The following is a 23,884-nucleotide window of genomic DNA, read 5'->3' on the forward strand; positions in this document are numbered from 1 at the left end:
GATCGATCGTCACTCCGCCGCTTCCGCCGGCGAATGGCGGGCCTTCAGCAGCCGCTCCTGCTTCAGCCGCTCGGCCACGAGGAAGGTGACGTCGAGCGCCTGCTCGGCGTTGAGGCGCGGGTCGCAGTGGGTGTGGTAGCGGTCCGAGAGCTGATCGGCCGTCAGCGGCCGCCCGCCGCCGGTGCACTCGGTCACGTTGCGCCCGGTCATCTCCAGATGGATGCCGCCCGCATGCGTCCCCTCGGCGTGGTGGACGTCGAAGAAGGTGGCGATCTCGCTCACGATCCGCTCGAACGGCCGCGTCTTGTAGCCGTTCGCGGTGACGGTGTTGCCGTGCATCGGATCGCAGGACCACACCACCGCGCGGCCTTCCGCCTTCACCGCGCGCACGAGCGGGGGCAGGTGCGCCTCGACCTTGTCCGAGCCGAAACGCGCGATCAGCGTCAGGCGGCCCGGCTCGTTGTCCGGGTTCAGCACGTCGATGAGCTGCAGCAGCTCGTCGGCGCCGAGCGACGGGCCGCACTTGAGGCCGATCGGGTTCCTGATGCCGCGGAAGTATTCCACGTGGGCGTGGTCGAGCTGGCGCGTGCGGTCGCCGATCCAGATCATGTGGCCGGAAGTCGCATACCAGTCGCCGGAGGTGGAATCGACGCGGGTCAGCGCCTCCTCATAGCCGAGCAGCAGCGCCTCGTGGCTGGTGTAGAGCTGGGTGGCGCGCATCTCGGGGCTCGATTCCGGATCGATGCCGCAGGCGCGCATGAAGTCGAGCGCCTCGGTGATGCGGTCGGCGATCTCGCGGTAGCGGTCCGACAGCGGGCTGTCCTTGACGAAGCCGAGCATCCAGCGGTGGGCGTTGTCGAGGTTGGCATAGCCGCCGTTGGTGAAGGCGCGCAGCAGGTTCAGCGTCGCCGCCGACTGGCGGAACGCCTTCAGCTGCCGGTGCGGATCGGGCGTGCGCGCCTCTTCCGTGAAGTCGATGCCGTTGATGATGTCGCCCCGGTAGCTCGGCAGCGCCACGTCGCCGACCTTCTCGGTGGGCGAGGAGCGCGGCTTGGCGAACTGGCCGGCGACGCGGCCGACCTTCACCACCGGCAGGCCGCCGGCATAGGTGAGCACCACCGCACTCTGCAGGAACAGGCGCAGGAAATCGCGGATGTTGTCGGCGGTGTGCTCGGCGAAGCTCTCGGCGCAATCGCCGCCCTGCAGCAGGAAAGCCTGGCCCTCGGCCACCTTCGCGAGCTGGCGCTTCAACTGGCGCGCCTCGCCCGCAAAAACGAGCGGCGGGAAGGTGCCGAGCTGCTTTTCGACCGCCGCCAGCGCCTGGGCATCGGGATAGTAGGGCACCTGCTGGATTGGCTTCGATCTCCAGCTTGATGGCGTCCAACGCTCCGTCATGACACGCTCTCCCGTTCGCAAGGCAACTACTCGGGGCGGCGGCAGGCAAGATCCTCCACCTTCAGACCCCGGATTGCTGCTTATATACGTATTACGTGACAAAAGGCGAGATACATTTCCGCCCCGCGTTCACGCCATCGGCACGCGCATGGTGACGAGCTCCTCCGCGCTGGTCGGATGGACGGCGATGGTGCGGTCGAAGTCCGCCTTCGTCGCGCCCATGGTGACGGCGATGCCCGCAAGCTGCACCATCTCGCCCGCCGCTTCGCCGACGACATGGACGCCGAGCACCCGGTCGCTCGCCTTGTCGACGATGATCTTCATCGTCACCCGCTCGTTGCTGCCCGACAGCGACGCCTGCAGGGGCCGGAAATTGGTGCGAAAGATCGCCACCTCCCCGTGCCGCTCGCGCGCCTCGGCCTCGGTGAGGCCGACGGTGCCGATCTCGGGCGTCGCGAACACGGCGGTGGGAATGATCGAATGATCCACCTGCCAGCTCTTGCCGCCGAAGACGGTGTCGGCGAAGGCGTGCCCCTCGCGGATGGCGACGGGGGTCAGGTTCGCCCGGTCCGTCACGTCGCCCACCGCGTAGATGGAGGGCACGTTGCTGCACGAGAAGCCGTCGACCGCAATGGCGCCGTTCGGCTTCTGCGCCACGCCCGCCGCCTCGAGCCCCAGGCCCGCGACGTTGGGCCGGCGGCCGGTGGCGGCGAGCACCGCGTCGTAGGTCGCCGTCGTGCCGTCCGACAGGCCGACCGCGATGGCGGCCCCGTCCGGAGTCCGGGCGAGGCGCGCGACGGTGCGTTCCGGCAGCAGCGCGATGCCGCGCGCCGCATAGGCGGTCTCCAGCGCCGCGACGACGTCCGCGTCGAAGCCGCGCAGCAGCGTCTTGCCGCGATAGACCATGGCGGTCTCGGCCCCGAGCCCGGCGAAGATCCCGGCGAACTCGACCGCGATATATCCCGCGCCGATGACGAGCACGCGCCGCGGCAGGACCGGGAGGTCGAACACCTCGTTCGACGTGATGGCGAGTTCGTGACCGGGAATCGTCGTGTCGAGGAACGGCGTGGCGCCGGTGGCGATCAGGATGTGGGCCGCGCGGATGCGCGCGCCGGTGGCGACGAGGCGCACCGTATGCGCATCCTCGATGACGGCGCGGCTTCTGACGGGCGTCACACCAGCCGATTCGAGGTTTCTCACGTAGATGCCTTCGAGGTGCGCGATCTGGGCGTCCTTGTTGCGGATCAGCGTCGGCCAGTCGAAGGCGGTTTCGCCGACGCTCCAGCCGAATCCGGCGGCCTTCGAGAAGGCGTCGGGAAAGCGGCTGGCGTAAACCAGGAGCTTCTTGGGCACACAGCCGCGGATGACGCAGGTGCCGCCGTAGCGGTATTCCTCCGCCAGCATCACCGTCGCGCCATGGCCGGCGGCGATCCTCGCCGCGCGGATACCGCCCGATCCACCCCCGATGACGAACAGATCGACGTCGAACGATGCCATGACGAACTCCTCTCCCGCACGATTCCGGAAGCGGGCGCCGCCGGCCGGAAAAATTGATGCGTCGACAAAGAGGCCGGGCGGGGCGGCGATTCGCGGTAAGGCCGCCCGATCAGGAAACCGCCACCGCGGCGGCTTCCCCGCGCGGCTTCAGATCTGGTGGCCGCGCTTGCGCATCTCCTCGCGCACGCGGTCGATCAGGAAGGACGAAACGTCGCCCACCCAGGTGTTCATCGCGGCGAACAGGTCGTCGAGCACCAGCGGCTGCGTGGCGACATACTGCTGCCCGGCGGTGGAGCGGAAGAAGTCGCGGACCTGGACCAGCGTCTCCTCGTTGAGGCGGGCGGCGAGGATGCTGGCGGCTCTGTTCAGGATGTCGTTCTTGCGTTCCTCGAGCTCGGGCCTCAGCGAGTCGAGGACAGCGTTGAGATCGTTGAAGATTTCCGGGCGGGTGATGAACGTCTGCCGCACCTGATCGCCGAAGGTCGGCAGCAGGCCGTCGAAAGTGCGCCCCATGCCCGACAGCACCACGACCTCGCGCGCGACGTCGATGTGGGCCTGCGTCAGGGTTTCGGCGGCGGCGGGCGGCTGCGCCGGAGCCGGCTGCTGCGCGACGGCCGCGCCACCCGCGCAGCACGCCGCCGCCGTGGCCGCGACAGCGGCAAGAGCGGTGTTCCGGATCGATATCCGGTCGAGGGCAAGGCGTTTCACTAGACGTTTCATGGACAATCTCCCAGGATGTGCGCGGCTTATCAGAATTTTTCCAGATCCGTAAGCCCGTCATCCTGTGTTCGGGGCGCGATTCGGGTTTTGCATCTGCCGCTCTATTTCCCGGCGTCGCTGTTCGTGAGGGTGACGACGCCGGTCTCGGTGGCGAGGAACGCCGTCTGGCACAGGCCGATGAACAGGCCGTGCTCGACCACGCCGGGAATGGCGGAGAGCGCCGTTGCCAGCGCCTCCGGCTCCTCGATGGCGCCGAAGGCGATGTCGAGGATGTGGTGGCCTTCGTCGGTCAGGAAGGGGTCCGCGCCGGATTGCCGCAGCGAGATGTCGCCCTGGGCGCCGAAGCGCGCGGCGACCGCCACGACCGCCTCCTGCGTCGAACGCAGGCCGAAGCGCAGCACCTCGACGGGGAGCGGAAAGCGCCCGAGCCTGCCGACGCGCTTGGAGGCATCGGCGATGACCACCATGCGCGTGCTGGCCGAGGCGACGATCTTCTCGCGCAGAAGGGCGCCGCCGCCGCCCTTGACCAGCCGCAGGCGGTCGTCGAACTCGTCCGCGCCGTCGACGGTGAGGTCGAGCCGCGGCGTCTCGTCGAGCGTGGTCAGGCGGATGCCTTCCTGCTCGGCCTGCGTGCGGGTCGCCTCGGAGGTCGGCACGCCGACGACGTCGAGCCCCTGCCGGACCCGCTCGCCCAGCAGCGAGACGAAATGCCGGGCGGTGGAGCCCGTGCCGAGCCCCAGCCGCATTCCCGGCTCGACCAGTGCAACGGCGCGAGCGGCGGCTTCGCGCTTCAAGGAATCACTCACGGTTCGTCTCCTGAAGGGGTTTCACGGTGGTGGACGCCTCATCGGGCCGGCGTCGGGGGCGCGCTGGCGTCGCCGGGCGCACCTTCCTGCTGCTGCGCGGGCGCCGGGGGCGAGTCGGGCGCGGCCGTGTCCGTCGCGCTCACCTGCGGCGTGCAGACGACATGGGTATTGAACACGTAGCAACTGCTGATCTCGCCGGTGCGGTAGTTGACGCGGAACACGCCGCTTTCCCGTGTGTGGCTCGAACTGACGAGCCCGTATTCGCCGAGCGCCTGGGGACCGGCGCCCTCGCCCGCGGGAAAACAGAATGTGACGCCGATCGTGCCTTCTTTCAAGCCGTACTGGCACGCGCCGACCTCGCCCGTCGCCACGTTGACGCGGTATATGCGGTTGAGGTCGAGCTGCGGCGCCGGGGCGAAGGCGAAGGGCGCGGCGCCGCTCAGCAGCACCAGCCCCACTGCCGCCGCGGCCGCGCGCGCCGGCAGCGACGGAGCGGGAGACCGGCGTCCGGCCGGCCCGGCCTGCGGCTTCTGGAATGCGTTCGTCCGGAATGCGTTCGTCATCGTCGATACGCCCATAGTGTGTGATGCGCCATGTGAATTGGCTGCGTGAATTGGCTGCGCCCGTTCTAGCGCGCTTGTCGGCCGGATGGAATCATCCGATCGGGGGGATTCCCGGAAAATGAAGGAATCGCACCCTTCGCGGCCCGAATTGATGGCCCACATGGCCGGCCTCATGGCAGCCGATGCGGCTTTTCGCCGGCGCCCGGCCCGGTTTCGCCCGCTCCGGACCTCGTCTGGCGCAGGCCACCTCCGACTCAGGGGCGATTGCCGCCTCCGTCCGCGCCGCTTATAGTCCAGCTTGAACCCGCCGGCTCCCCAATCGTATCGATGCGCGACATGACTGACCTGCTCCCCCCCATTGCCGTGTTCGATCTCGACGGCACCCTGGCCGACACCGCCCCCGACCTCGTCGCGGCCCTCAACACGGTGCTGGCGGCAGAGGACCTGCCGCCGCTGCCCTTCGAGAGGGCGCGCGACATGATCGGGGCCGGCGCGCGCTCCCTCATCCTGCGCGGGCTCAACGAGGCGGGCTACGGCTCCGTCGACGATGTCCGGCTGGAGCGCATGTTCCGGGCCTTTCTCGACTATTACGGCCGCAATCTGCATGTCGATACCCGGCTGTTCCCCGGTGTGACGGATGCTCTCGACCGGTTTCGCGAGGAGGGCTGGCTTTTGGCCGTGTGCACCAACAAATACGAAAACCATTCCCTGGAGTTGCTCGATCTGCTCGGCATCGCGGATCGTTTCGCGGCCATCTGCGGGCGCGATACGTTTCCCTATTTCAAGCCGGATCCGCGCCATCTGACGCTGACCATCGAGCGCGCCGGGGGCTCGCGGGTGCGGGCGGTGATGGTGGGTGATTCGCAGACGGACATCAACACCGCGCGCGCGGCGGGCGTGCCTGTGGTGGCCGTGCCGTTCGGCTATTCGGACATCCCGGTCGCCGAACTCGCGCCCGACCGCCTCATCGGGCACTTCGACGAACTGTGGACGGCGACGGCCGAAATCACCGCTTCCGCCGCATTGCCGGCGAAAACGACACTTGCATGAACGAGACCGCTTGACGGAACGCCCCGACCTTTCTAGAAGGGCGACAGAGGCACCCGATGGAAAACCGGCGGGGCCGCAGCCTTTCGGGAATCGCGATCGGGCGCAAGTCCCCGAACGGACCGAAGGCAACGGGATGGGCGGTTAGCTCAGCGGTAGAGCACTGCTTTCACACGGCAGGGGTCACAGGTTCGAACCCTGTACCGCCCACCATCCAAATCCCCGACAATCGGCGAATGATTGCGCGGTACGGCTCTTGCCGGTCATCGACGGTGTTCGACGCTGCGGCACAATCCGCAATCGTGGTCCTGCCTCGCCCTCGCGCCGGCAAGTTGCATTGCAGCAAAAGCCGGACTATCTTGGGAATTGCTCTCCGCAGCCTTCCAGATAGGGAGGGGTTTTCCGCAGGATGAAAACCGGTCCGACGCTCGATTCACGCTCGCTGGAAGTTTTCCTCTCCGTCTGTAACGCAGGCAGCATGACGGGCGCCGCCAGGCACCTCGGCATCACCCAGGGGGCGGTGTCGCAGCAGATCAGCCGTCTGGAGAACGTCCTGCAGCTGAAGCTCATCGAGCGCGAGAATCGCGGTTTCCGCCTGCTGCCCGCCGGCCTCAGCCTCCAGCATCACGCCCGGCGCGTGCTGGAGGAACTGCGCACCACCGAGCGCTCCATGCAGCAGTTCCGGGGCTTCAGCTTTCCCACCCTGTCCGTGCGCATCATGGATACCCTGGGAAAGACGCTGACGGGCACGGTGGTCGAAACGCTCCAGGAGGTTGTCGAGCGGTTGCAGGTCGGCGCCTCCGTCACCTATCGCCACCGCGAGGAACTGAGCGCCGGAAAGGTCGACATGGTGATCTCGGCCCAGCCCTTCGATCCGGCGACCTTCGAACTGCATCCGATCGCCATCGAACCGATCGTGCTGCTGGTGCCGAAGGATTTCGTCGACCCCGACAATCTGGGGCTGGACGATCTGGCGAGCATGCTGCCCTTCGTCCGCTACGCGCATCAGCGGTATCTGGCCCAGGTCACGGACCAGTATCTGGCGCAGCATATGGTGAACGTGGCGCGCACGATCGAGCTCGATCAGGCGACCGCCGTCATCGACACCGTGCGGCGCGGCAAGGGCTGGGCGATCACCACACCCTTCAGCCTCCTGGACCCCGTGTTCGAGATCGCGGAAATCGACGTCCTGCCGCTGCCGCAGCCCGTGCCCACCCGCACGATCAATCTCGTGACCCGGCCGGGCCGGTTCTTCGACCTGCCGCTGAAACTCGCCGGCAATTGCCGCAGCGATCTGCGCCGGAAGATCGACAGGCACCTGTCCGGCATCGTGCCCGAGGTCAGCAGACCCATCATCGCCAGGGCCGACAGCGTTTGCGGCTAAATTCTGGTCAGGTGGCCACAACTCCATTAGAAAAACTGATGGATCATCTCAAGCCCTTTTGGATGCTCGATATTTCCGCTCCCCGCGGCGATGCGGACTGCCCATTCGCATGGCAATGCCGCCTCCGGGCGGAAGCGGGCGGGCCGGAGAAGCACGGGAAGCGGCGCCAAAGATGTTTTCCGGGCGCCTCCGATGGTCCGGGAATTTGATTAATCAATTGATATATAATGATATTTTAATCCTGGCATACCTCTTGCTTCACTACGAACGGAAGAGACCGGCAGGCATCAGGATGGCTGATGCGGCCTGCACCGGACGTAAGGAGGAGTGGAGATGTCGAGACGGAATTTCGCGGTTTTCGGGGGGCGTGTCATGGCCGCGCTTTTCTGCGGCTCCGTCATGCTGACGGCGGCGCCCGCGCTCGCGAAGACCCGCGTGACTGTTTCGGTGACGGAAACGATCGCAGGCGCCAATCCCTATGCCGACAGCGTTTCCCTGATGAACGCCGTCTGGTGTCAGGTCTACGGCTGCATGGTGCGCTACGACAACGAGACGGCGAGCTATACGTCGGACTTCTTCGAAAGCTGGACCGTCGAGGATCCGCTGACCTGGGTCTTCACCTTCAAGCCGGGTCTGAAGCGCAGCAATGGCGACCCCGTTCTCGCCGAGGACATCGTGCATTCCTTCGACCGCACGCGCAATGATCCCGACAGCAAGCAGAAGCACCGCCTGAACTATGTCGGAAGTGTCGAGATCCGCGACCCGCAAACCGTCGTCGTGCGCACGACGGAACCCACGGCAACGCTGCTCGAATACCTGAAGAGCATCATCATCACCTCGAAGGCCCTCTACGACGAGTACGGTCCCGCCGCCGACCGCGAGCATCCCATCGGCGCGGGCCCGTACAAGCTGCGCCGGCTGCAGACGGACAACTACGTCGCCATCGAGAAAAACCCGGAACACCCGCTCGTCAGCGCCGACAACCCGGACGAAATCATCTTCCGCATCATGAAGGAGCCGGAGCAGCGGCTGACCGCCCTGTTCAACAACGAGGTGCAGATCGCCCAGTTCATCCCGCCGCAACTCGTGCCGCGTCTGGAGGCGAATACCGCTGTCAAGACGGCCTGGAACGATTCCCTCGAGGTGATGTTCGTCGCCATGCGTCCCGATTCCCCGCCCTTCGACAATCCGCTCGTCCGGCAGGCGGTCGCCCATGCGATCGATCGTGACGCGATCATCAAGGCCATCCTGAACGACCAGGCGTCGCGGCTGGACGGCCCCGTCGGCCCCGGCCAGGTCGGCTATTCGCCGGATTTCAAGCCCGCCTACCCCTACGACCCCGAAAAGGCGAAGGCGCTTCTGGCCGAAGCCGGCTACCCGAATGGCGTCGAGGTGGATTTCACCGCCACCGTTGGCCGCTACACGTCCGACAAGCAGATCTGCGAAGCCATCGCCGCGATGCTCCAGAAGGCCGGTTTCAAGGTCAACCTGAAGACGCCCGAATGGAGCACCATGTGGGATGACGTCCAGAACGGCAAGACCGCCTTCTACTACATGGGCCGCGGCACGGTGCTCGATCCGAGCGTCATGCTCGCCCAGTACTTCGAAACCGGCGGTTCGCCGCGCGTCGGCTATTCCAACGCCGAGGTGGACGAGATGCTGCAGGCCGAGCGCCAGACGTTCGACCCGGCGGAGCGCATGAAGCTCCTGCAGCAGGCGATGGCGAAGATCGTCGAGGAAGCGCCGGGCCTCTTCCTGTGGCGTCACAAGATGGCCTGGGGCGTCGCCTCCAACATCGATTTCCAGCCCGTTCCGACCGGCGAAGTTTATGGCTGGCAGGTCAAGGTCAAGAACTGAACGCCCCCGGCCCGCCTTCGAACCGGCCAAGGAAACACGATGCTTGTCTATCTTTTCAGAAGGGCGATCGGCACCTTCCCCGTCGTCATCCTCATCGCCCTGGTCGTCTTCCTGCTGATCCAGTCGGCGCCCGGGGACCCGGCCTCCCTGCTGCTCGGCGAGGACGCGAGTCCCGAGGATGTCGCGGCGATCCGCGCCCGCTGGGGCCTCGACCAGCCGGTCATCGTGCAGTTCGGCCATTTCCTCTGGTCGGCCCTGAAGCTCGATTTCGGCGACAGCTTCCGCTATGGCGAGCCGGTGCTCGCCCTGATCGGGGAGCGCTTTCCGGCCACGCTCGAACTCGCCTTCTACGCCACGCTGTTCGCGACCCTCATCGCGCTGCCCCTCGGCGTGTGGGCCGCGGCGCGCCCCAATTCCTGGCTGGACAACATCGGCTCGGTGGCGGGCTTCATCGGCATCAGCATGCCGCATTTCTGGCTCGCCATCATGCTCATCCTCGTGGTGTCGGGCCACTTCCACCTGCTGCCGTCGAACGGCCGGGAGACCCTCGGCCTCGCGGACGATCCGATAACCGGCTTCGCCACGCTCGACGCCGTGCTCCACGGCAACGGGGAGGCGCTGTGGGATGCCTTCACCTACCTGCTGATGCCCGCCTTCGTGCTCGGTCTCAACATGGTCGGCATCGTCATGCGCGTCACCCGCTCCTCGATGCTGGAAACGCTCGGCGAGGACTATGTCATGACGGCGCGCGCCAAGGGCGTGGCCGAGCGCGCGGTGGTGTGGCGTCACGGCTTCCGCAACGCGCTCGTGACCATCATCACCGTCGTGGGGCTGGAATTCGGTTCGCTGCTGTCCGGCTCGATCATCATCGAGACGGTGTTCTCCTGGCCCGGCATCGGCAGCCTGCTGCTGCAGGGCATCGGCGGGCGCGACTATCCGCTCATCACCGGCGTCGTGCTCGTCTACACCACGCTTTTCATCATCATCAACCTGCTCGTGGATTTCCTCTATGCTGCAATCGACCCTCGAATCCGCCTCGAAGCTTGAGGCGCAGGGCCGCCGCCGGCGCTGGCTGCGGGGGCTGCGGCCGTGGCTCCGGCCCAAGGCGTCCTTCAGCGTCGTCATGCTGGCGATCCTGGCCCTGTGCGGAATCTTCGCCCCGTGGATCGCGCCGTTCGACCCGCTCGAGCAGGACCTCTCCGTCGCCATGACCGCGCCGTCGCTGGCCGGGGGCTATCTCTTCGGCACCGACCACGTGGGCAGGGACGTGTTGTCGCGGATCATCCACGGCGCCCGCGTCTCGCTGGTCATCGCCATCGCCGTCGTGTCGCTCTCGGGCGTCTTCGGTCTTCTGCTCGGCGTGGTTTCAGGCTATTTCGGCAGGCGGGTGGATTTCGTCATCCAGAAATTCGTCGAAGTCGTGTGGGCCTTCCCGCCGCTGCTTCTGGCGATCTCCGTCGTGGCCTTCCTCGGGCAGAGCCTGACGATCCTGATCGTGGCGCTGGCGTTGCAGCGCTGGATTCCCTATTGCCGTGTGGCGCGCGCCAACGCGCTGACGCTCAAGGAGCGGGAATACGTGCTGGCAGCGCGCTCGCTCGGCGCATCGCACAGCCGCATCATCTTTCAGCACATCTTGCCCAATCTGATCCAGTCGACGCTCGTCATCGGCACCTTCGCCATGGCGGCGGCGATCATCGCCGAGGCAAGCCTGTCCTTCCTCGGTCTCGGCGTGCCCCCCGAGGTTCCGACCTGGGGCGGCATGCTCGCCGACGGCCGTGCCTATGTGAGCACGGCCTGGTGGATCGCCCTGTTTCCCGGCCTGGCGATCTTCGTCACCGTCCTGTCTATCAACATGTTCGGCGACGTTCTCCGGGACAATCTCGATCCGCGTCTCAAGCGGTCGGGGAAGCTCGTTTAAAACCAGAAGAGGACCCTATCATCATGGCAAGCATTGAACAGTTCGAGGACCATTGCTGGAAGGACGTCGTTCCGGAAGCCGACATGAAGCTCTACGCGCCCTATGCGCGGGAGACCTTCGTGGGTCCGCGTCCGGCCCTTCTCGCGATCGACCTCTACAATGTCGTCTACCGTGGCGGCCCGAAGCCGCCCTCCGAACTGGACAGCGAGTTTCCGAACAGTTGCGGCATCTATGCCCACAATGCGATCGCGCCGACCAAGGCGCTGTTCGCCACCGCCCGCGCCGCCGGCATTCCGATCTTCTATTGCACCCAGGACGTGCGGCCGAACAATCGCCCCGCCGGCGCGGTTTCCACCAAGCGCAAGCGCCCGCGTCCGGCCAATCCGGACGACCATGCGATCTATCCCGAGTTCACGCCGCATCCGGAAGACGTGGTGATCTACAAGCAGCGCGCCAGCATCTTCCAGGGCACGCCGTTCCTGTCGCACCTCAACCTGCTCGGCATCCAGAGCCTCATCGTCTGCGGCGAGAGCACCTCGGGCTGCGTGCGCGCCAGCGTCGTCGACGCCTATTCCAACGGCTTCCACGTCTCGGTGGTGGAGGAATGCTGCTACGACCGCGTTGAACTGAGCCACAAGGTCAACCTCTTCGATCTGCATCACAAATATGTCGATGTCATGCATGTCGAGGAGGTGGTGAAGCATCTCGGGGGACTGGCGACGCCCGGTTCCGTCGCGGCCTAGGCGGCGGGCATGAAACACGACAGGCAGATCCGGCCAAAGCTGGACGTCCGGAAGGCGCGAAGAATGGCCGGCCTGCGGTCCACGCTCCTTTTCCTCGCGCTTTCCGTCGTCGCCGGCCTCGCCTGCTACGCCGTGAAGGGAGCCGACGCGGTCGGCGGCCGTCTGACCGAGGCGGGCTACCGGGTCGTGTCGCTGCTGCCGCACCTGGTGCTCGGCCTCATGATCGCGGCGGCGGTCACCGTGCTCGTCCCGAGGGAGCGCGTCGCGCGCTGGCTCGGGGAGGAGTCCGGGCTGAAGGGGCTTGCCATTGCAAGCTTCATCGGCGCGATCATGCCCGGCGGCCCCTTCGCCTCGTTCCCGCTCGTCTTCGCGCTGGCGCAGGCGGGGGCCGATGCCGGCGCCCTGATCGCCTTTCTCATCGCCTGGGCGGCCATCGGGGTGAACCGGCTCGTGATCTGGGAAATTCCCTTCATGGGTTTCGAGTTCAGCCTCCTGCGGTTCGTCTCGAGCCTCCCCCTGCCGGTCATCGCCGGGGTGCTCGCCCGCCTTCTGTGCAGGCGTTACCCCGGCCTTCGAGGATAGGACCATGGAGATGGATTTCGGGACATGGTTCATGCTGGTGCTTGCCGTGCTGATGGTGGGCGGGGTGGTGATCCGCCACCCCGACCGCATCCGCGACATGCTGGGCCATCTGCAGGATCAGGGCGGCGCCATGGCCGTGCGCGTGCCGCTGGCCCTGCTCGCCGCCTCGTTCTTCAGCGAGCTTGTGCCGACGGAATACATCGGCGCCCTGCTCGGCGCGGAGAGCGGCATGAGCGGCGTCGTTCTCGCCTGCCTGCTCGGAGGCCTGATCCCCGGCGGGCCGATGATCTCCTTTCCGATCGCCCTCGTCATCTGGGACATGGGCGCGGGCCAGGCGCAGATGATCGCCTTTCTCGCCGCCTGGTCGATCTTTGCCGTCCACCGCATCATCTCCTACGAGCTGCCGATCATGGGGCCGCGCTTCGTCGCCATCCGGCTGGCCTCCTCGTGGATGCTGCCGCCGCTCGCCGGCGTGATCGCCGTTCTCCTTATCGCCCTCATGCCGTCCTGAATCCGGAGCCGCTGTCCATGTCCGTCCAAACGATGCCGATTTCCCTGCCGACGGAGGCCGTCGACGCGCGCGACGGCGCCCTGTTCCCCGCGCGCGCGGCCAGCCCCAAGCCGGCCGTTCTCAGCGTCCGCAATCTGAGCGTCAGCTTCGCCTCGGTCGACGGGACGGCGCGCGTGGTGGAGGATGTCTCCTTCGAGGTGGCGCCGGGCGAGACGCTCGCCGTCGTCGGCGAATCCGGCTCGGGAAAATCCGTCACCGCCAAGTCCATCATGCGGCTCATCGATTTCATGGGCGGACGCATCGAGGAGGGCGAAATCGTCCTGCGCCCGAAGGGCTGCGACCCGATCGACGTCACCACCGCCTCGCCGCCGACGCTGCGCAAGGTCCGGGGCAAGGTGGTGTCGCTGATCTTTCAGGAACCGATGACATCCCTCAACCCGGTCATGACCATCGGCGATCAGATCGGCGAGGCGATCAGGCTCCACGAGAACTGCAGCCGGCGGGCGACGCGCGAGCGTGCGCTCACGGCGCTGCGGCAGGTCCGCATTCCCGAGCCCGAGAAGCGTCTCGCGCAATATCCGCACGAGCTCTCCGGCGGCATGCGCCAGCGCGTGATGATCGCCATCGCGCTCGCCTGCAGGCCGGCCCTGCTGATCGCCGACGAGCCGACGACCGCCCTCGATGTCACCATCCAGGCGGAGATCCTGTCGCTCATCAAGACCTTGCAGAAGGAAATCGGCATGGGCGTGCTGTTCATCACCCACGACATGGGGGTGGTGGCGGGCCTTGCCGACCGCGTCATGGTCATGCGCCACGGGCGGCGGGTGGAAGAGGGGACGGTGGAGGCGATCTTCTCCGCCCCGCGCCATCCCTATACCCGCGCCCTGCTGGCGGCGGTGCCCCGGCTCGGTTCGATGAAGGGAAAGGCGACGCCCGAGGCTTTCGCCGTTCCGTCCTTCGCCGAGACGAAAGAGCCGTCCGCCGCCGCAGGGCGGCAGCCGGCGCATCGCTCCCCGGTGCTGGAGGTGGATAGCCTCAGCGTGCGTTTCCCGGTCTACAAGGGGCTTTTGAAGAAGGTCGTCGCCCGCGTCCATGCGGTGGAGGACGTCTCGTTCAAGCTCTTTCCCGGTGAGACGCTGGCGCTCGTCGGCGAATCCGGCAGCGGCAAGTCCACCACCGGCCGGGCGATCCTGAAACTGGTCGAGCCGACGTCCGGCGACATCATCGTCAACGGCCGGAACATCACGAATTTCTCCCAGACGCTGATGAGAAGCGTGCGCGCCAGCGTGCAGATGGTATTCCAGGATCCCTTCGCCTCGCTCAATCCGCGCATGACGGTGGAGCGGCTCGTCGCCGAACCGCTGCATATTCAGGGAACGCTCGGGGCGGCGGCAATCCGCGATCGCGTGGTGGAGCTGCTGCAGCGGGTCGGCCTGCCGTCCTCGTCGCTCAGACGCTATCCCTTCGAATTTTCCGGCGGGCAGCGCCAGCGCATCTGCATCGCCAGGGCGCTGGCGCTCAACCCGGCGATCATCGTCGCCGACGAGGCGGTGTCGGCGCTCGATGTCTCCATCCGCGCCCAGGTGCTGAACCTGATGATGGAGCTGCAGAACGAACTCGGGCTTTCCTACCTGTTCATCTCGCACGACATGGCGGTCGTCGAGAGAGTCAGCCATCGCGTCGCCGTCATGTATCTCGGGGAGATCGTCGAGATCGGCCCGCGCGACGCCGTCATATCCAATCCCGCTCATCCCTATACGCGGCGGCTGATCGCCTCGGTGCCCGTCGCCGATCCGGCGTACCGGTTTTCGGGCGAACTGTCGGCAACCGAGATCAGGAGCGCCGTGAGGCCCCTCGACTATCAGGCGTCGCCGAAGCAGCTTCGGCAGGTCGGCGAGCAGCATTTCGTGCTGGAATAGAGCGGGTTGCACAACCCGCCCCATCTGTATCGGTCGATCCCGAAAGCGGACAGCGGCCCGGCGTCACGGCCTGCCGCCGTTCGCCCCGAACTGCTTCAGATAGGCGATGACGTCGGCGATGTCGGAGTCCTTCTTGAGGCCGGGGAACATCATGCGGTTGTGCGGCACCTTCTCGCGCGGGTTGTGCAGATAGGCCGCCAGCGTCTCCTCGTCCCATGTCAGTCCCGATTCCTGCATCGGCTTGGAATAGGCGTAGCCGTCGACCGTGGCGGCGGGCCGCCCGACGATGCCGTTGAGCTGCGGGCCGACGAGATTGCGCGCCGATTCACCCACCTGATGGCAGGCCCGACATTTCAGAAAAACCCGCTCGCCCTTCGCCACATCCTGCGCCGATGCGTCAGCCGGCGCCAGCGATGCGGCGAGAAGCGAAAGTGCAATGATAATCAATCGTTTCACGAACCTGTTTCCCGTTTGGAATCGTTCCGGGCAAGGTAGCCAAACGGGAATGCGCGCGCCTGCGGCGGATCAGCGCAGAGATGTGTCGTCCAGGGGGACGATGGCCGGATCGGCCAGACGGCGGGCGTGCTCGCGCACGCTCGATGCCGCCAGCGGCAGATCGCCGGCGATCTCGGCCAGCGGCGTCAGCACGAAGGCGCGCTCCAGGATGCGCGGATGCGGCAGCGTCAGCCTGTCGCTGCGAATGGCCCGCCGATCGTAGTCGAGCAGGTCGATATCGATGACGCGCGGCCCCCATCGGCGCGTGCGCACCCGCTCCATGCGCGTCTCGACGGCGAGGCAGGCGGCCAGCAGGTCGTCGGGCGTCAGGGTGGTGTCGAGGGCGGCGCACGCGTTGATGAACCAGTCCTGATCGGTGTCGCCCCAGGGCGGCGTGCGATAGTCGCGCGAGCGGGCGACGACAGCGATCCCCGGCGTCGCGCGCAGGTGATCGAGGGCGACGGCGATCATCGCCCGCTTGTCGCCCATGTTGCTGCCGAGGCCGATATAGGCCCGGCGCGGTGTCGAATCGGCCAAAGCTACGCCCGCCAACCGTTTTTCCATTGCGCGGACGTCTAGACGTCCGCGCGCGTGCGCGTGATTTCGACCGCGACGCTGTCGATGATGGCGGGCACGGGGGCCGCCGGCTTCTCGATGCGCACCGTCACCCGCTCGATGCGGGCAACGGAGGCGAGAGCGGCGGCCGCGATGGCTTCGGCCAGTCCCTCGATGGTGCGGAAGCGCCGGCCGACGCCGATTTCCTGCACGAGCTGGGTCAGCTTCGCGTAGCACGCGGTGCTGTGCCAGTCATCGCGCCGCCCGGCGTCGCGCAGGTCTATGCCGACATCGAGGGAGACGAAGAAGCGCTGCCCCAGCCGCTCCTCCTCCGGATGCAGTCCGTGATAGGCGAAAAGCGCGATGCGGTCGAGGATGATGCGGTCGATCGGCTCGCCGCGCCGGGACGTCGGAGCACTCATTTTGCTGTCGTCAAACCTTCCGTAGCGGATGGATATGTCCGGATATGAGGCGGTGGCGGAGAAGGCCCGCCGGAACCACGGTGACGGCGCCGCTCGCCGCCGGTGTGACAGGATACCATAGGCCGCGGCCGCCGCCGAAGGGAAACGGCGCTCCTGCCCGATGGCACTCCTGCACGGCGGAGGATCACGCAGGAGAGGTCAGGCGGCCTTGCGCAGGCGCACGACCTTGAAGAAGCCGAGCGGAAACGCCGGCCGCACCTCGATCAGCGAGGTGGAGGCGTGTTTCTCCGCCCAGTCCTCGATGCGCCGCGTCTTGAAGGCCGAACTCCAGCCGAGCTTGCGGACGGCGGGCGCCACCGCCTCCTCGGCGCGGGCGATCGGGCCGTCGGCGACGCCGAAATGGTTGGCGAGGATGATCTCGCCGCCCGGTCTGAGAACCCGCATGAACTCGTCGAGCGCGAGTTCGGGATGCGGCACGAGCGTGATCAGGAACTGCGCCACCACGGCGTCGAAGGCATTGTCGGGAAAGCCCAGCCGGCAGGCGTCCATCACGGTGAGCAGGCGCACGTGGTCGAGATTGTGCTTCTCCACCTTGCCCGCCGCCCGGCGCAGCATGTGCTCGGAGATGTCGAAGCCGATGACGCGGGCGCTCTCCGGATAGTCCGCCAGCGACAGGCCGGTGCCGACGCCCGCCTCCAGGATGTTGTTGCCGCAGGCGAGCGCCGCCTCGACGGCGCTCTGGCGCGCGGAAGCGGTCAGGCCGTCATAGACGAAGTCGTAGATGGGCGCCCAGCGTGCGTAAGCCTTGCGCATCAGTGAGGTGTCGGGACCGTCGGCGATCGTGCTCATTCACAAGGTTTCCGTAGCGATGGCGGTATTGGCGTAAGCCGTCTCAGAGCGTTTGCCGATCTAACTGGATCGGCAAACGCTCTGCGATTCTTCGTTTTGAGCGAATTCTGATCGATCAAATGATTCCATTTGACCGGAAAGCGCTCCAGCCGGCGAAATCGTCAGCGGCATGACGGATGTCGTGCGCCTGATCGTGCCGCCGCCCAGGATGCGGGCGCGGGGTTCGCCGGACTCGTAGATGACGCAGGCCTGTCCCGGCGCGACGCCGAGCTCCGCGACCGGCAGCTCGACGGCAGCGCCGTCGGCGGTGATGCGCAGGAAGGCGGGATGCGGCGCGCGCGTGGAGCGCACGCGCACGGCAACCTCCATCGGCGCGTCGCCCGGCTGCGGCAGGCGGTCGCCGATCCAGTTGAGGTCGGCGAGGGTGACGGCGCTCGTCGCCAGCATGTCGCGCGGGCCGACGATGACGCGGGCGTTGTCGGCATCGAGCTTGACGACGTAGAGCGGTTCGCCGGTGGCGATGCCGAGCCCCTTGCGCTGGCCGACGGTGAAATGGATGATGCCGTTGTGCCGGCCGAGCACCCGCCCGTCGGCGTGGACGATGTCGCCGGGCAGCACGGCCTTGGGCCGCAGCCGCTCGATGATGTCGGCATAGCGCCCGCCCGGCACGAAGCAGATGTCTTGGCTGTCGTGCTTGTCGGCGATGTCGAGGCCGAACTCGCGCGCCAGCGCCCGGGTCTGCGGCTTGCTGAGGTCGCCGAGCGGAAAGCGCAGGACGGACAACTGCTCGGTCGTGGTGGCGTAGAGGAAATAGCTCTGGTCGCGGTCGGGATCGGCGGCGCGGTAGAGGGCGCGCCCTCCGTCGGTGCCGCCGCCGGGCAGCGGGCGGCTCGCGACGTAGTGGCCGGTGGCGAGCACGTCCGCGCCGAGGTCGCGCGCGGTATCGAGGAGCTCCGTGAACTTGATCGACCGGTTGCACTCGACGCAGGGGATGGGCGTCTCGCCGTTCAGGTAGCTGTCGGCGAAGCGCTCGATCACCGCATCGCGAAAGCGCGACTCGTAGTCCAGCACGTAGTGCGGGATGCCGATTCGCTCGGCGACGCGGCGTGCGTCGTGGATGTCCTGTCCGGCGCAGCACGCGCCCTTGCGATGGATGGCTTCGCCGTGATCGTAGAGCTGGAGCGTGATGCCGATCACGTCGTAGCCCTCGCGCGCCAGCATCGCCGCCACGACCGACGAATCGACGCCGCCCGACATGGCGACGACGACGCGCGTATCGCGCGGCTCCTTCGGCAGATCCAGACTGTTCAACATCACGCTCTTCTTCCGCGGACGCCGCCGCGACCCTATCCGATCCTCGCGCCCTGTCCCATATACGCGCACACGGCCCATCCCGCCAGTCCCACGGTGCAACGCTTCATTCAGCCTTCATTATGGTGGCCGCGAGAATTCATTATCCACCTTTCGCACAGATGGAGGCAAGCGCAAGCGGCACCCCGGCTTTAGGCAATTCTTAAAAGGAAGCCGCTAGCCTCCAGGATCGACGTCATCCGGTCGTCCGGGGACGACCTGTCGGCCATGTCCCTGTTGGTCATGTCGGCGGGTCGGCCAGGCCGGCTGGTGAAGCCCGCCCGGATCCGCCTGCCCGGATTGTGTCAGTCGGAAGGGTTTTTGTCGAACCGGGTCAGTCGAGACCAATTGTGAGCGTATCCATGACCGAAGCCTTTCGCCCTCGCGCAAAATACGTCATCGGACCGGATGGCAGCCCGCTGACCATCGCCGATCTCCCCCCGACGACCACCAAGCGGTGGGTCATCCGGCGCAAGGCCGAAGTCGTGGCTGCTGTGCGTGGCGGGCTGCTGAGCCTGGATGAGGCGTGCCAGCGCTACACGCTGACCGTGGAGGAGTTCCTGAGCTGGCAGCAGTCCATCGACGAGCACGGTCTCGCCGGGCTGCGCACGACGCGGATCCAGCACTACCGGCAGTAATACCGGACTCCCGGTCTTCGACCGATGCCGAACGGCGATCGCCAGCCCCGCAATCATCAAAGCCCGCGATCGCGCCGACACCGCCCCCAGAACGCAGGACCGGCCGGGAGACCCCCGCCGGTCCTGATCGTCATATCCGATGGATGGCGGACCAGATTGACGGATCCGCCGGCATGGCGTCACACCGTGCGGCCGAACCAGCGCACGCGCCCCTCGATGACGAGGCGGCCGGCTTCCTCGGCCGACACGGTTTCGATCTCGTAGGCCGGATTGTCGTTGCGCAGCACCAGCGAGCCGTCGTGGCGCAACTGCACCCGCTTGACCAGCAGGCGCCCGCCGACGAGCAGCACGTAGATTCCGTGGTCGATGACCTGCTCGACGGAGCGGTCGATCAGCAGCAGATCGCCGTCACGGATGGTGGGCTCCATGCTGTCGCCGCTGAAGGCGAGCAGATACGCCTGCCGCGGATCCGTGCCGATGCCGCGCAGCCAGCTTTCGCGCATGGCGATCGCCGAGGAGTGGCTGGAGTCGCTGCCGATGCCCTTCTGGGCCTCGGCAGCGTCGAACTTGGGAATGTAGACGAACTGGTTGCTGCCCGCGGTTCCGGAAGGCTGCAACGTCGGCTCGTCGCCGCCGAAGAGGATCCAGTCGGCGGAGACGCCGGTTGCCTTGGCCAGCGCCTTCACGACGCTTGCGGGCGGCTCGGCGCCGGAGAAGTAGCGCTGCAGCGAACGGATGGACTTGTCCGTGGCCGCCGCCGCCTTCTGGCCGCCCAGCCTCTCGAAAAGGAACCGGATCCTGCGTCCGATGTCATGATCGCCGTCGCTGCGCGACGCATCTTCCCAGGGCGGATTCGTATCGATCAAATGTTCCGGTTTGCCAGCCATAGTAAATCCCAACCATTATTATTCGGGAGAGGTCAAGGAGGCTTTTCACGGTCAAGCGGAGACCGGCGGGAAAAGCCAGGTTTACAATGGTGCGCGAGAACCGCGATGGTCGGCCTCCCGACCGCAGGGACACACCGCGGCTCCTCACGGGCGATCGCTCCGCTCCCGGGAGATGCAGGCTCCGCCAGGGCAGGCCACGACACTTTTGCGCGAACTCGAGCGCAATTATTACATCGCCAATTGTTACATCGATTGACGCAGGCTCCGTACGAGCCGCGGAAAGGTATGGACCGATGAGCGGATACAGGCGTTCATTCGATAGCCTCCCATTCTGCAACTCTGTCCGGCGGCTGCGCCACTATCATCCCTGACATCAACATATGTCGAATTGGGTGTACAGTAAACACCAATACACGCCATCTGCAAGTGACGGCGCACACGCCGAAGACAATAAATCTGTCGCAAAAATAGCCATATATGAGCGATAAGCTTATTTTCGCTTGTGAATCTCTCTGGCGATGACAGTATCGCAATTTGTGCAGGGTCGTCGTCCCGCAAGCGGATATGTCGCGCCGTGCGCGACAGGAAGGCCGGGGAGCGCGGGCGCCTTCATCGCCGGGGGCCGTCATTTTTGCGCCGCCGATTCCCGGTATGGCGGTCTGCAGTGGGGACTGTCGTTCAAGACGGCTACCGCAGCGGGCCCGAAACGGGTTATGGGTAGAGCATGAGCGACACCAGCACACTGACTTCCCCCGCCGCCGTTCCGCGCCAGCCCGGCGCGGGCGATCACGTCTTTCTCGTCGACGGCTCGTCCTTCGTGTTCCGGGCCTATTTCCAGTCCATGAACCAGGACCGGAAATACAATTATCGCTCGGACGGCCTGCCGACCGGCGCGGTACGGCTTTTCTGCACGAAGCTGTTCCAGTTCCTGCGCGAGGGTGCGGTAGGCATTCGCCCGACGCATCTCGCCATCATCTTCGACAAGTCCGAGAACTCGTTCCGCAAGGAGCTCTATCCGCCCTACAAGGCCAACCGTCCCCCGCCGCCGGAAGACCTGGTGCCCCAGTTTCCGCTGATGCGGCAGGCGGTGCGCGCCTTCGGCCTGATGCCGGTCGAGCAGGAGCGCTACGAGGCGGACGATCTCATCGCCACCTATGCCCGGCAGGCGCGGGAGGCGGGGGCGGACGTGCTGATCGTCTCCGCCGACAAGGACCTGATGCAGTTGATTCGCCCGGGCGTGGCCATGTACGACCCGGCGTCGGGCACCCAGTCGAAGGGCAGTTTTCGCGCCGAGCGCATGATCGGCGAGGACGAGGTCCTCGCCTATTTCGGCGTGCCGCCGCGGCTCGTGGTGGACGTGCAGGCGCTTGCCGGCGACTCCACCGACAACGTGCCGGGCGTGCCGGGGGTGGGCATCAAGACCGCCGCGCAGCTGATCGCCGACTACGGCGACCTCGACACGCTGCTCGCCCGCGCGCAGGAGATACGCCAGCCCAAGCGGCGCGAGGCGCTGATCGCCCATGCCGAGGGCGCGCGCCTGTCGCGCCAGCTCGTCAGGCTTGTCGAGGATGTCGACGTGGCGGTGCCGCTCGCCGCCTTCGCCGTGCATCAGCCCGATCCGCAGCAGCTCATCGGCTTTCTGAAGTCGATGGAGTTCACCACCATCACCCGTCGCGCGGCGGAGATCTACGGCGTCGACGTCGAGGCCGTGGCGCCGGCGGCGATCGCCGCGCAGCCCCCCGCCGTGTCCGGCGACGCCGTGCCGGCGTCCGCCGCACGGGAGGACGGCGAGGACGCGCCCGAATCCGCGACCGGACCTGCAGCCGTCGCCGGGCGCGCGGGCGACCGTCAGCGGGCGACGCCGATCGACACCACCGCCTACGAGACCGTCACGTCGATCGAGGCGCTCGACGCATGGATCGCCAGGGCGCGGGAGCGGGGCATCGTGGCGGTGGATACGGAAACCGATTCGCTTGACGCGATGGCGGCGACGCTCGTCGGCATATCGCTCGCCACCGAGCCGGGGGCGGCCTGCTACATCCCGCTGGGTCATCGTGCGCCGGAGGAGCAGACGGGGCTGTTCGGCGACGCGGCGGCCTCGCTGGAGGGGCCCGAGGTGCAGCAGTTGCCGACGGGCGCCGTTCTCGATCTCCTGAAGCCACTGCTGACTGATCCGGGCGTGCTCAAGGTCGGCCAGAACTTCAAGTACGACTGGCTGCTGTTCGCCCGCCACGGCATCGGGGTCGCGCCTTACGACGACACCATGCTGCTCTCCTATGTGCTCGACGCGGGGCTCGGCAGCCATGGCATGGACCCCCTGTCCGAGAAGCATCTGGGGCACAAGCCGATCGCCTTCACGGATGTGGCCGGGAAGGGGCGCAGTGCCGTCACCTTCGACAGGGTGGCGATCGACAGGGCCACGGCCTACGCCGCCGAGGACGCCGACGTGACGCTGCGCCTGTGGGAAGCGCTCAAGCCCCGCACGGTCGCGGAAGGCAAGGCCACGGTCTACGAGACGCTGGAGCGTCCGCTGGCGGCGGTGCTGGCGCGCATGGAGCAGCGCGGCATCACCATCGACCCGGCGCTGCTGGCGCGCCTTTCGGGTGAATTCGCCCAGCGCCTCGGCGGGCTGGAGGCCGAAATCCATGCACTCGCCGGCGAGAGCTTCAACGTCGGCTCGCCGAAGCAGCTCGGCGATATCCTGTTCGGCCGCTTGGGCCTGCCCGGCGCCAAGAAGACGGCCACCGGCCAGTGGGCGACGGGCGCGGGCGTGCTGGAGGATCTGGCCGAGCAGGGCCACGAATTGCCGGCGCGCATCCTCGACTGGCGGCAGCTGTCGAAGCTGCGCTCCACCTATACCGACGCGCTGCCGGGGTTCATCAATCCGCAGACACGGCGCGTGCACACCTCGTTCGCGCTCGCGGCGACGACGACGGGGCGGCTCGCGTCCTCGGATCCCAATCTCCAGAACATCCCGATTCGGACCGAGGAAGGCCGCAAGATCCGCAAGGCGTTCGTGGCGGAGCCGGGCTGGAAGCTCGTCTCGGCCGACTATTCGCAGATCGAGCTGCGATTGCTCGCCCATGTCGCCGATATCCCGCAGCTTCGGCGCGCGTTCGAGAACGGCATCGACATCCACGCCATGACGGCGTCCGAGATGTTCGGCGTGCCGGTCAAGGGCATGGACCCGATGATTCGCCGCCGCGCCAAGGCGATCAACTTCGGCATCATCTACGGCATCTCGGCCTTCGGGCTGGCGAATCAGCTCGGAATCGGGCGCGAGGAGGCGGGGGCCTACATCCGCCGCTACTTCGAGCGCTTCCCCGGCATTCGCGACTACATGGACGCCACCAAGCAGTTCGTGCGCGAGCACGGTTACGTGAAGACGGTTTTCGGGCGCGTCTGCCACTATCCGCAGATCCGTTCGAAAAACGCGTCCGAGCGCGCCTTCGTCGAGCGCCAGTCCATCAACGCGCCGCTGCAGGGCGCGGCGGCGGACATCATCCGCCGCGCCATGGTGCGCATCGAGCCCGCGCTGGAGAAGGCGAACCTGAGCGCGCGCATGCTGTTGCAGGTGCACGACGAACTGGTCTTCGAGGTGCGCGACGAGGAGATCGAGGCCACGCTGCCGCTGATCCGCGACGTGATGGAGAAGGCGCCGTTGCCCGCCGTGGAACTCAAGGTGCCGCTTGCCGTCGAGGCGCGTGCCGCCGCGAACTGGGACGACGCCCACTGATCGTCCATTC

At 66.8% G+C, this 23,884-nt stretch carries 22 protein-coding genes and 1 tRNA gene; 12 read left to right on the forward strand and 11 right to left on the reverse strand.

Annotated elements, in window-relative coordinates; translation table 11 throughout:
• Positions 1-9 precede the first annotated feature (9 nt).
• The 5 genes from ACUSIJ_RS20525 to ACUSIJ_RS20545 form a co-directional block, all read right to left on the reverse strand.
• Positions 10-1,395 carry a class II 3-deoxy-7-phosphoheptulonate synthase gene (locus ACUSIJ_RS20525; RefSeq protein WP_449310276.1) on the reverse strand — a complete coding sequence of 462 codons (1,386 nt, stop codon included), beginning with the start codon at positions 1,393-1,395 and terminating at the stop codon, positions 10-12.
• 129 nt (positions 1,396-1,524) lie between these two features.
• Positions 1,525-2,892: a glutathione-disulfide reductase gene (gor, locus tag ACUSIJ_RS20530; RefSeq protein ID WP_449310277.1), complete on the reverse strand. Its 1,368-nt coding sequence runs from the start codon at positions 2,890-2,892 to the stop codon at positions 1,525-1,527.
• Between the two features lie 147 nt (positions 2,893-3,039).
• Positions 3,040-3,612, reverse strand: a complete 573-nt coding sequence (locus tag ACUSIJ_RS20535; RefSeq protein WP_449310278.1) for a DUF2059 domain-containing protein — start codon at positions 3,610-3,612, stop codon at positions 3,040-3,042.
• Between the two features lie 101 nt (positions 3,613-3,713).
• Positions 3,714-4,358, reverse strand: coding sequence for a ribose-5-phosphate isomerase RpiA (gene rpiA / locus ACUSIJ_RS20540; protein WP_449310305.1), 645 nt, complete (start codon positions 4,356-4,358; stop codon positions 3,714-3,716).
• Positions 4,359-4,456: 98 nt separating this feature from the next.
• Positions 4,457-4,981 (reverse strand): hypothetical protein, encoded by a 525-nt coding sequence (locus ACUSIJ_RS20545; protein WP_449310279.1) that lies wholly within the window; start codon positions 4,979-4,981, stop codon positions 4,457-4,459.
• 336 nt (positions 4,982-5,317) lie between these two features.
• Here ACUSIJ_RS20545 and ACUSIJ_RS20550 point away from each other — a divergent pair, with 336 nt between their 5' ends.
• The 10 genes from ACUSIJ_RS20550 to ACUSIJ_RS20595 all read left to right on the forward strand — a co-directional run bounded on the left by ACUSIJ_RS20550 (position 5,318) and on the right by ACUSIJ_RS20595 (position 14,942).
• A complete protein-coding gene (locus ACUSIJ_RS20550; RefSeq protein ID WP_449310280.1) occupies positions 5,318-6,031 on the forward strand; it encodes a phosphoglycolate phosphatase in 714 nt (237 codons plus the stop codon).
• Positions 6,032-6,166: 135 nt separating this feature from the next.
• Positions 6,167-6,241: transfer RNA gene (locus ACUSIJ_RS20555), tRNA-Val, on the forward strand.
• A gap of 196 nt (positions 6,242-6,437) precedes the next feature.
• On the forward strand, positions 6,438-7,412 hold the full coding sequence (locus ACUSIJ_RS20560; protein WP_449310281.1) for a LysR family transcriptional regulator: 975 nt from the start codon (positions 6,438-6,440) through the stop codon (positions 7,410-7,412).
• 333 nt (positions 7,413-7,745) lie between these two features.
• Positions 7,746-9,269 carry an ABC transporter substrate-binding protein gene (locus ACUSIJ_RS20565; RefSeq protein ID WP_449310282.1) on the forward strand — a complete coding sequence of 508 codons (1,524 nt, stop codon included), beginning with the start codon at positions 7,746-7,748 and terminating at the stop codon, positions 9,267-9,269.
• A 39-nt stretch (positions 9,270-9,308) separates the two neighbouring features.
• Positions 9,309-10,316 carry an ABC transporter permease gene (locus ACUSIJ_RS20570; RefSeq protein WP_449310283.1) on the forward strand — a complete coding sequence of 336 codons (1,008 nt, stop codon included), beginning with the start codon at positions 9,309-9,311 and terminating at the stop codon, positions 10,314-10,316.
• Positions 10,279-11,187, forward strand: a complete 909-nt coding sequence (locus ACUSIJ_RS20575; RefSeq protein WP_449310284.1) for an ABC transporter permease — start codon at positions 10,279-10,281, stop codon at positions 11,185-11,187. Before ACUSIJ_RS20570 ends, ACUSIJ_RS20575 begins: the two co-directional genes overlap by 38 nt.
• Before the next feature lie 23 nt (positions 11,188-11,210).
• Positions 11,211-11,930 carry a cysteine hydrolase family protein gene (locus ACUSIJ_RS20580; RefSeq protein WP_449310285.1) on the forward strand — a complete coding sequence of 240 codons (720 nt, stop codon included), beginning with the start codon at positions 11,211-11,213 and terminating at the stop codon, positions 11,928-11,930.
• 9 nt (positions 11,931-11,939) lie between these two features.
• Positions 11,940-12,512: a permease gene (locus ACUSIJ_RS20585; protein ID WP_449310286.1), complete on the forward strand. Its 573-nt coding sequence runs from the start codon at positions 11,940-11,942 to the stop codon at positions 12,510-12,512.
• Positions 12,513-12,516: 4 nt separating this feature from the next.
• A complete protein-coding gene (locus tag ACUSIJ_RS20590; RefSeq protein ID WP_449310287.1) occupies positions 12,517-13,023 on the forward strand; it encodes a hypothetical protein in 507 nt (168 codons plus the stop codon).
• Positions 13,024-13,040: 17 nt separating this feature from the next.
• On the forward strand, positions 13,041-14,942 hold the full coding sequence (locus tag ACUSIJ_RS20595) for an ABC transporter ATP-binding protein (RefSeq protein WP_449310288.1): 1,902 nt from the start codon (positions 13,041-13,043) through the stop codon (positions 14,940-14,942).
• Between the two features lie 63 nt (positions 14,943-15,005).
• Here ACUSIJ_RS20595 and ACUSIJ_RS20600 read toward each other — a convergent pair whose 3' ends face one another.
• The 5 genes from ACUSIJ_RS20600 to mnmA all read right to left on the reverse strand — a co-directional run bounded on the left by ACUSIJ_RS20600 (position 15,006) and on the right by mnmA (position 18,577).
• Complete coding sequence (locus ACUSIJ_RS20600) at positions 15,006-15,398, reverse strand: c-type cytochrome (protein ID WP_449310289.1); 393 nt, start codon at positions 15,396-15,398, stop codon at positions 15,006-15,008.
• 69 nt (positions 15,399-15,467) lie between these two features.
• Positions 15,468-15,989, reverse strand: a complete 522-nt coding sequence (gene folK, locus ACUSIJ_RS20605) for a 2-amino-4-hydroxy-6-hydroxymethyldihydropteridine diphosphokinase (RefSeq protein ID WP_449310290.1) — start codon at positions 15,987-15,989, stop codon at positions 15,468-15,470.
• Positions 15,990-16,012: 23 nt separating this feature from the next.
• Entirely contained in the window at positions 16,013-16,414 is a 402-nt protein-coding gene (gene folB / locus ACUSIJ_RS20610) for a dihydroneopterin aldolase (protein WP_449310292.1), read from the reverse strand.
• 198 nt (positions 16,415-16,612) lie between these two features.
• A complete protein-coding gene (locus ACUSIJ_RS20615; protein ID WP_449310294.1) occupies positions 16,613-17,263 on the reverse strand; it encodes a class I SAM-dependent methyltransferase in 651 nt (216 codons plus the stop codon).
• Between the two features lie 60 nt (positions 17,264-17,323).
• Positions 17,324-18,577: a tRNA 2-thiouridine(34) synthase MnmA gene (gene mnmA / locus ACUSIJ_RS20620; protein ID WP_449310295.1), complete on the reverse strand. Its 1,254-nt coding sequence runs from the start codon at positions 18,575-18,577 to the stop codon at positions 17,324-17,326.
• 398 nt (positions 18,578-18,975) lie between these two features.
• Here mnmA and sciP point away from each other — a divergent pair, with 398 nt between their 5' ends.
• Positions 18,976-19,251, forward strand: coding sequence for a CtrA inhibitor SciP (gene sciP / locus ACUSIJ_RS20625; RefSeq protein ID WP_183750010.1), 276 nt, complete (start codon positions 18,976-18,978; stop codon positions 19,249-19,251).
• 179 nt (positions 19,252-19,430) lie between these two features.
• Here the strand turns inward: sciP and ACUSIJ_RS20630 are convergent, their stop codons facing one another.
• The gene (locus ACUSIJ_RS20630; RefSeq protein ID WP_449310296.1) at positions 19,431-20,138 is read right to left on the reverse strand and encodes an XRE family transcriptional regulator; all 708 of its coding nucleotides are present in this window, start codon (positions 20,136-20,138) and stop codon (positions 19,431-19,433) included.
• Positions 20,139-20,862: 724 nt separating this feature from the next.
• Between ACUSIJ_RS20630 and polA the strand changes: the two genes are divergently transcribed.
• A complete protein-coding gene (gene polA / locus ACUSIJ_RS20635; protein WP_449310297.1) occupies positions 20,863-23,874 on the forward strand; it encodes a DNA polymerase I in 3,012 nt (1,003 codons plus the stop codon).
• Positions 23,875-23,884 lie beyond the last annotated feature (10 nt).

It is taken from the genome of Pseudochelatococcus sp. B33 (assembly GCF_053570585.1).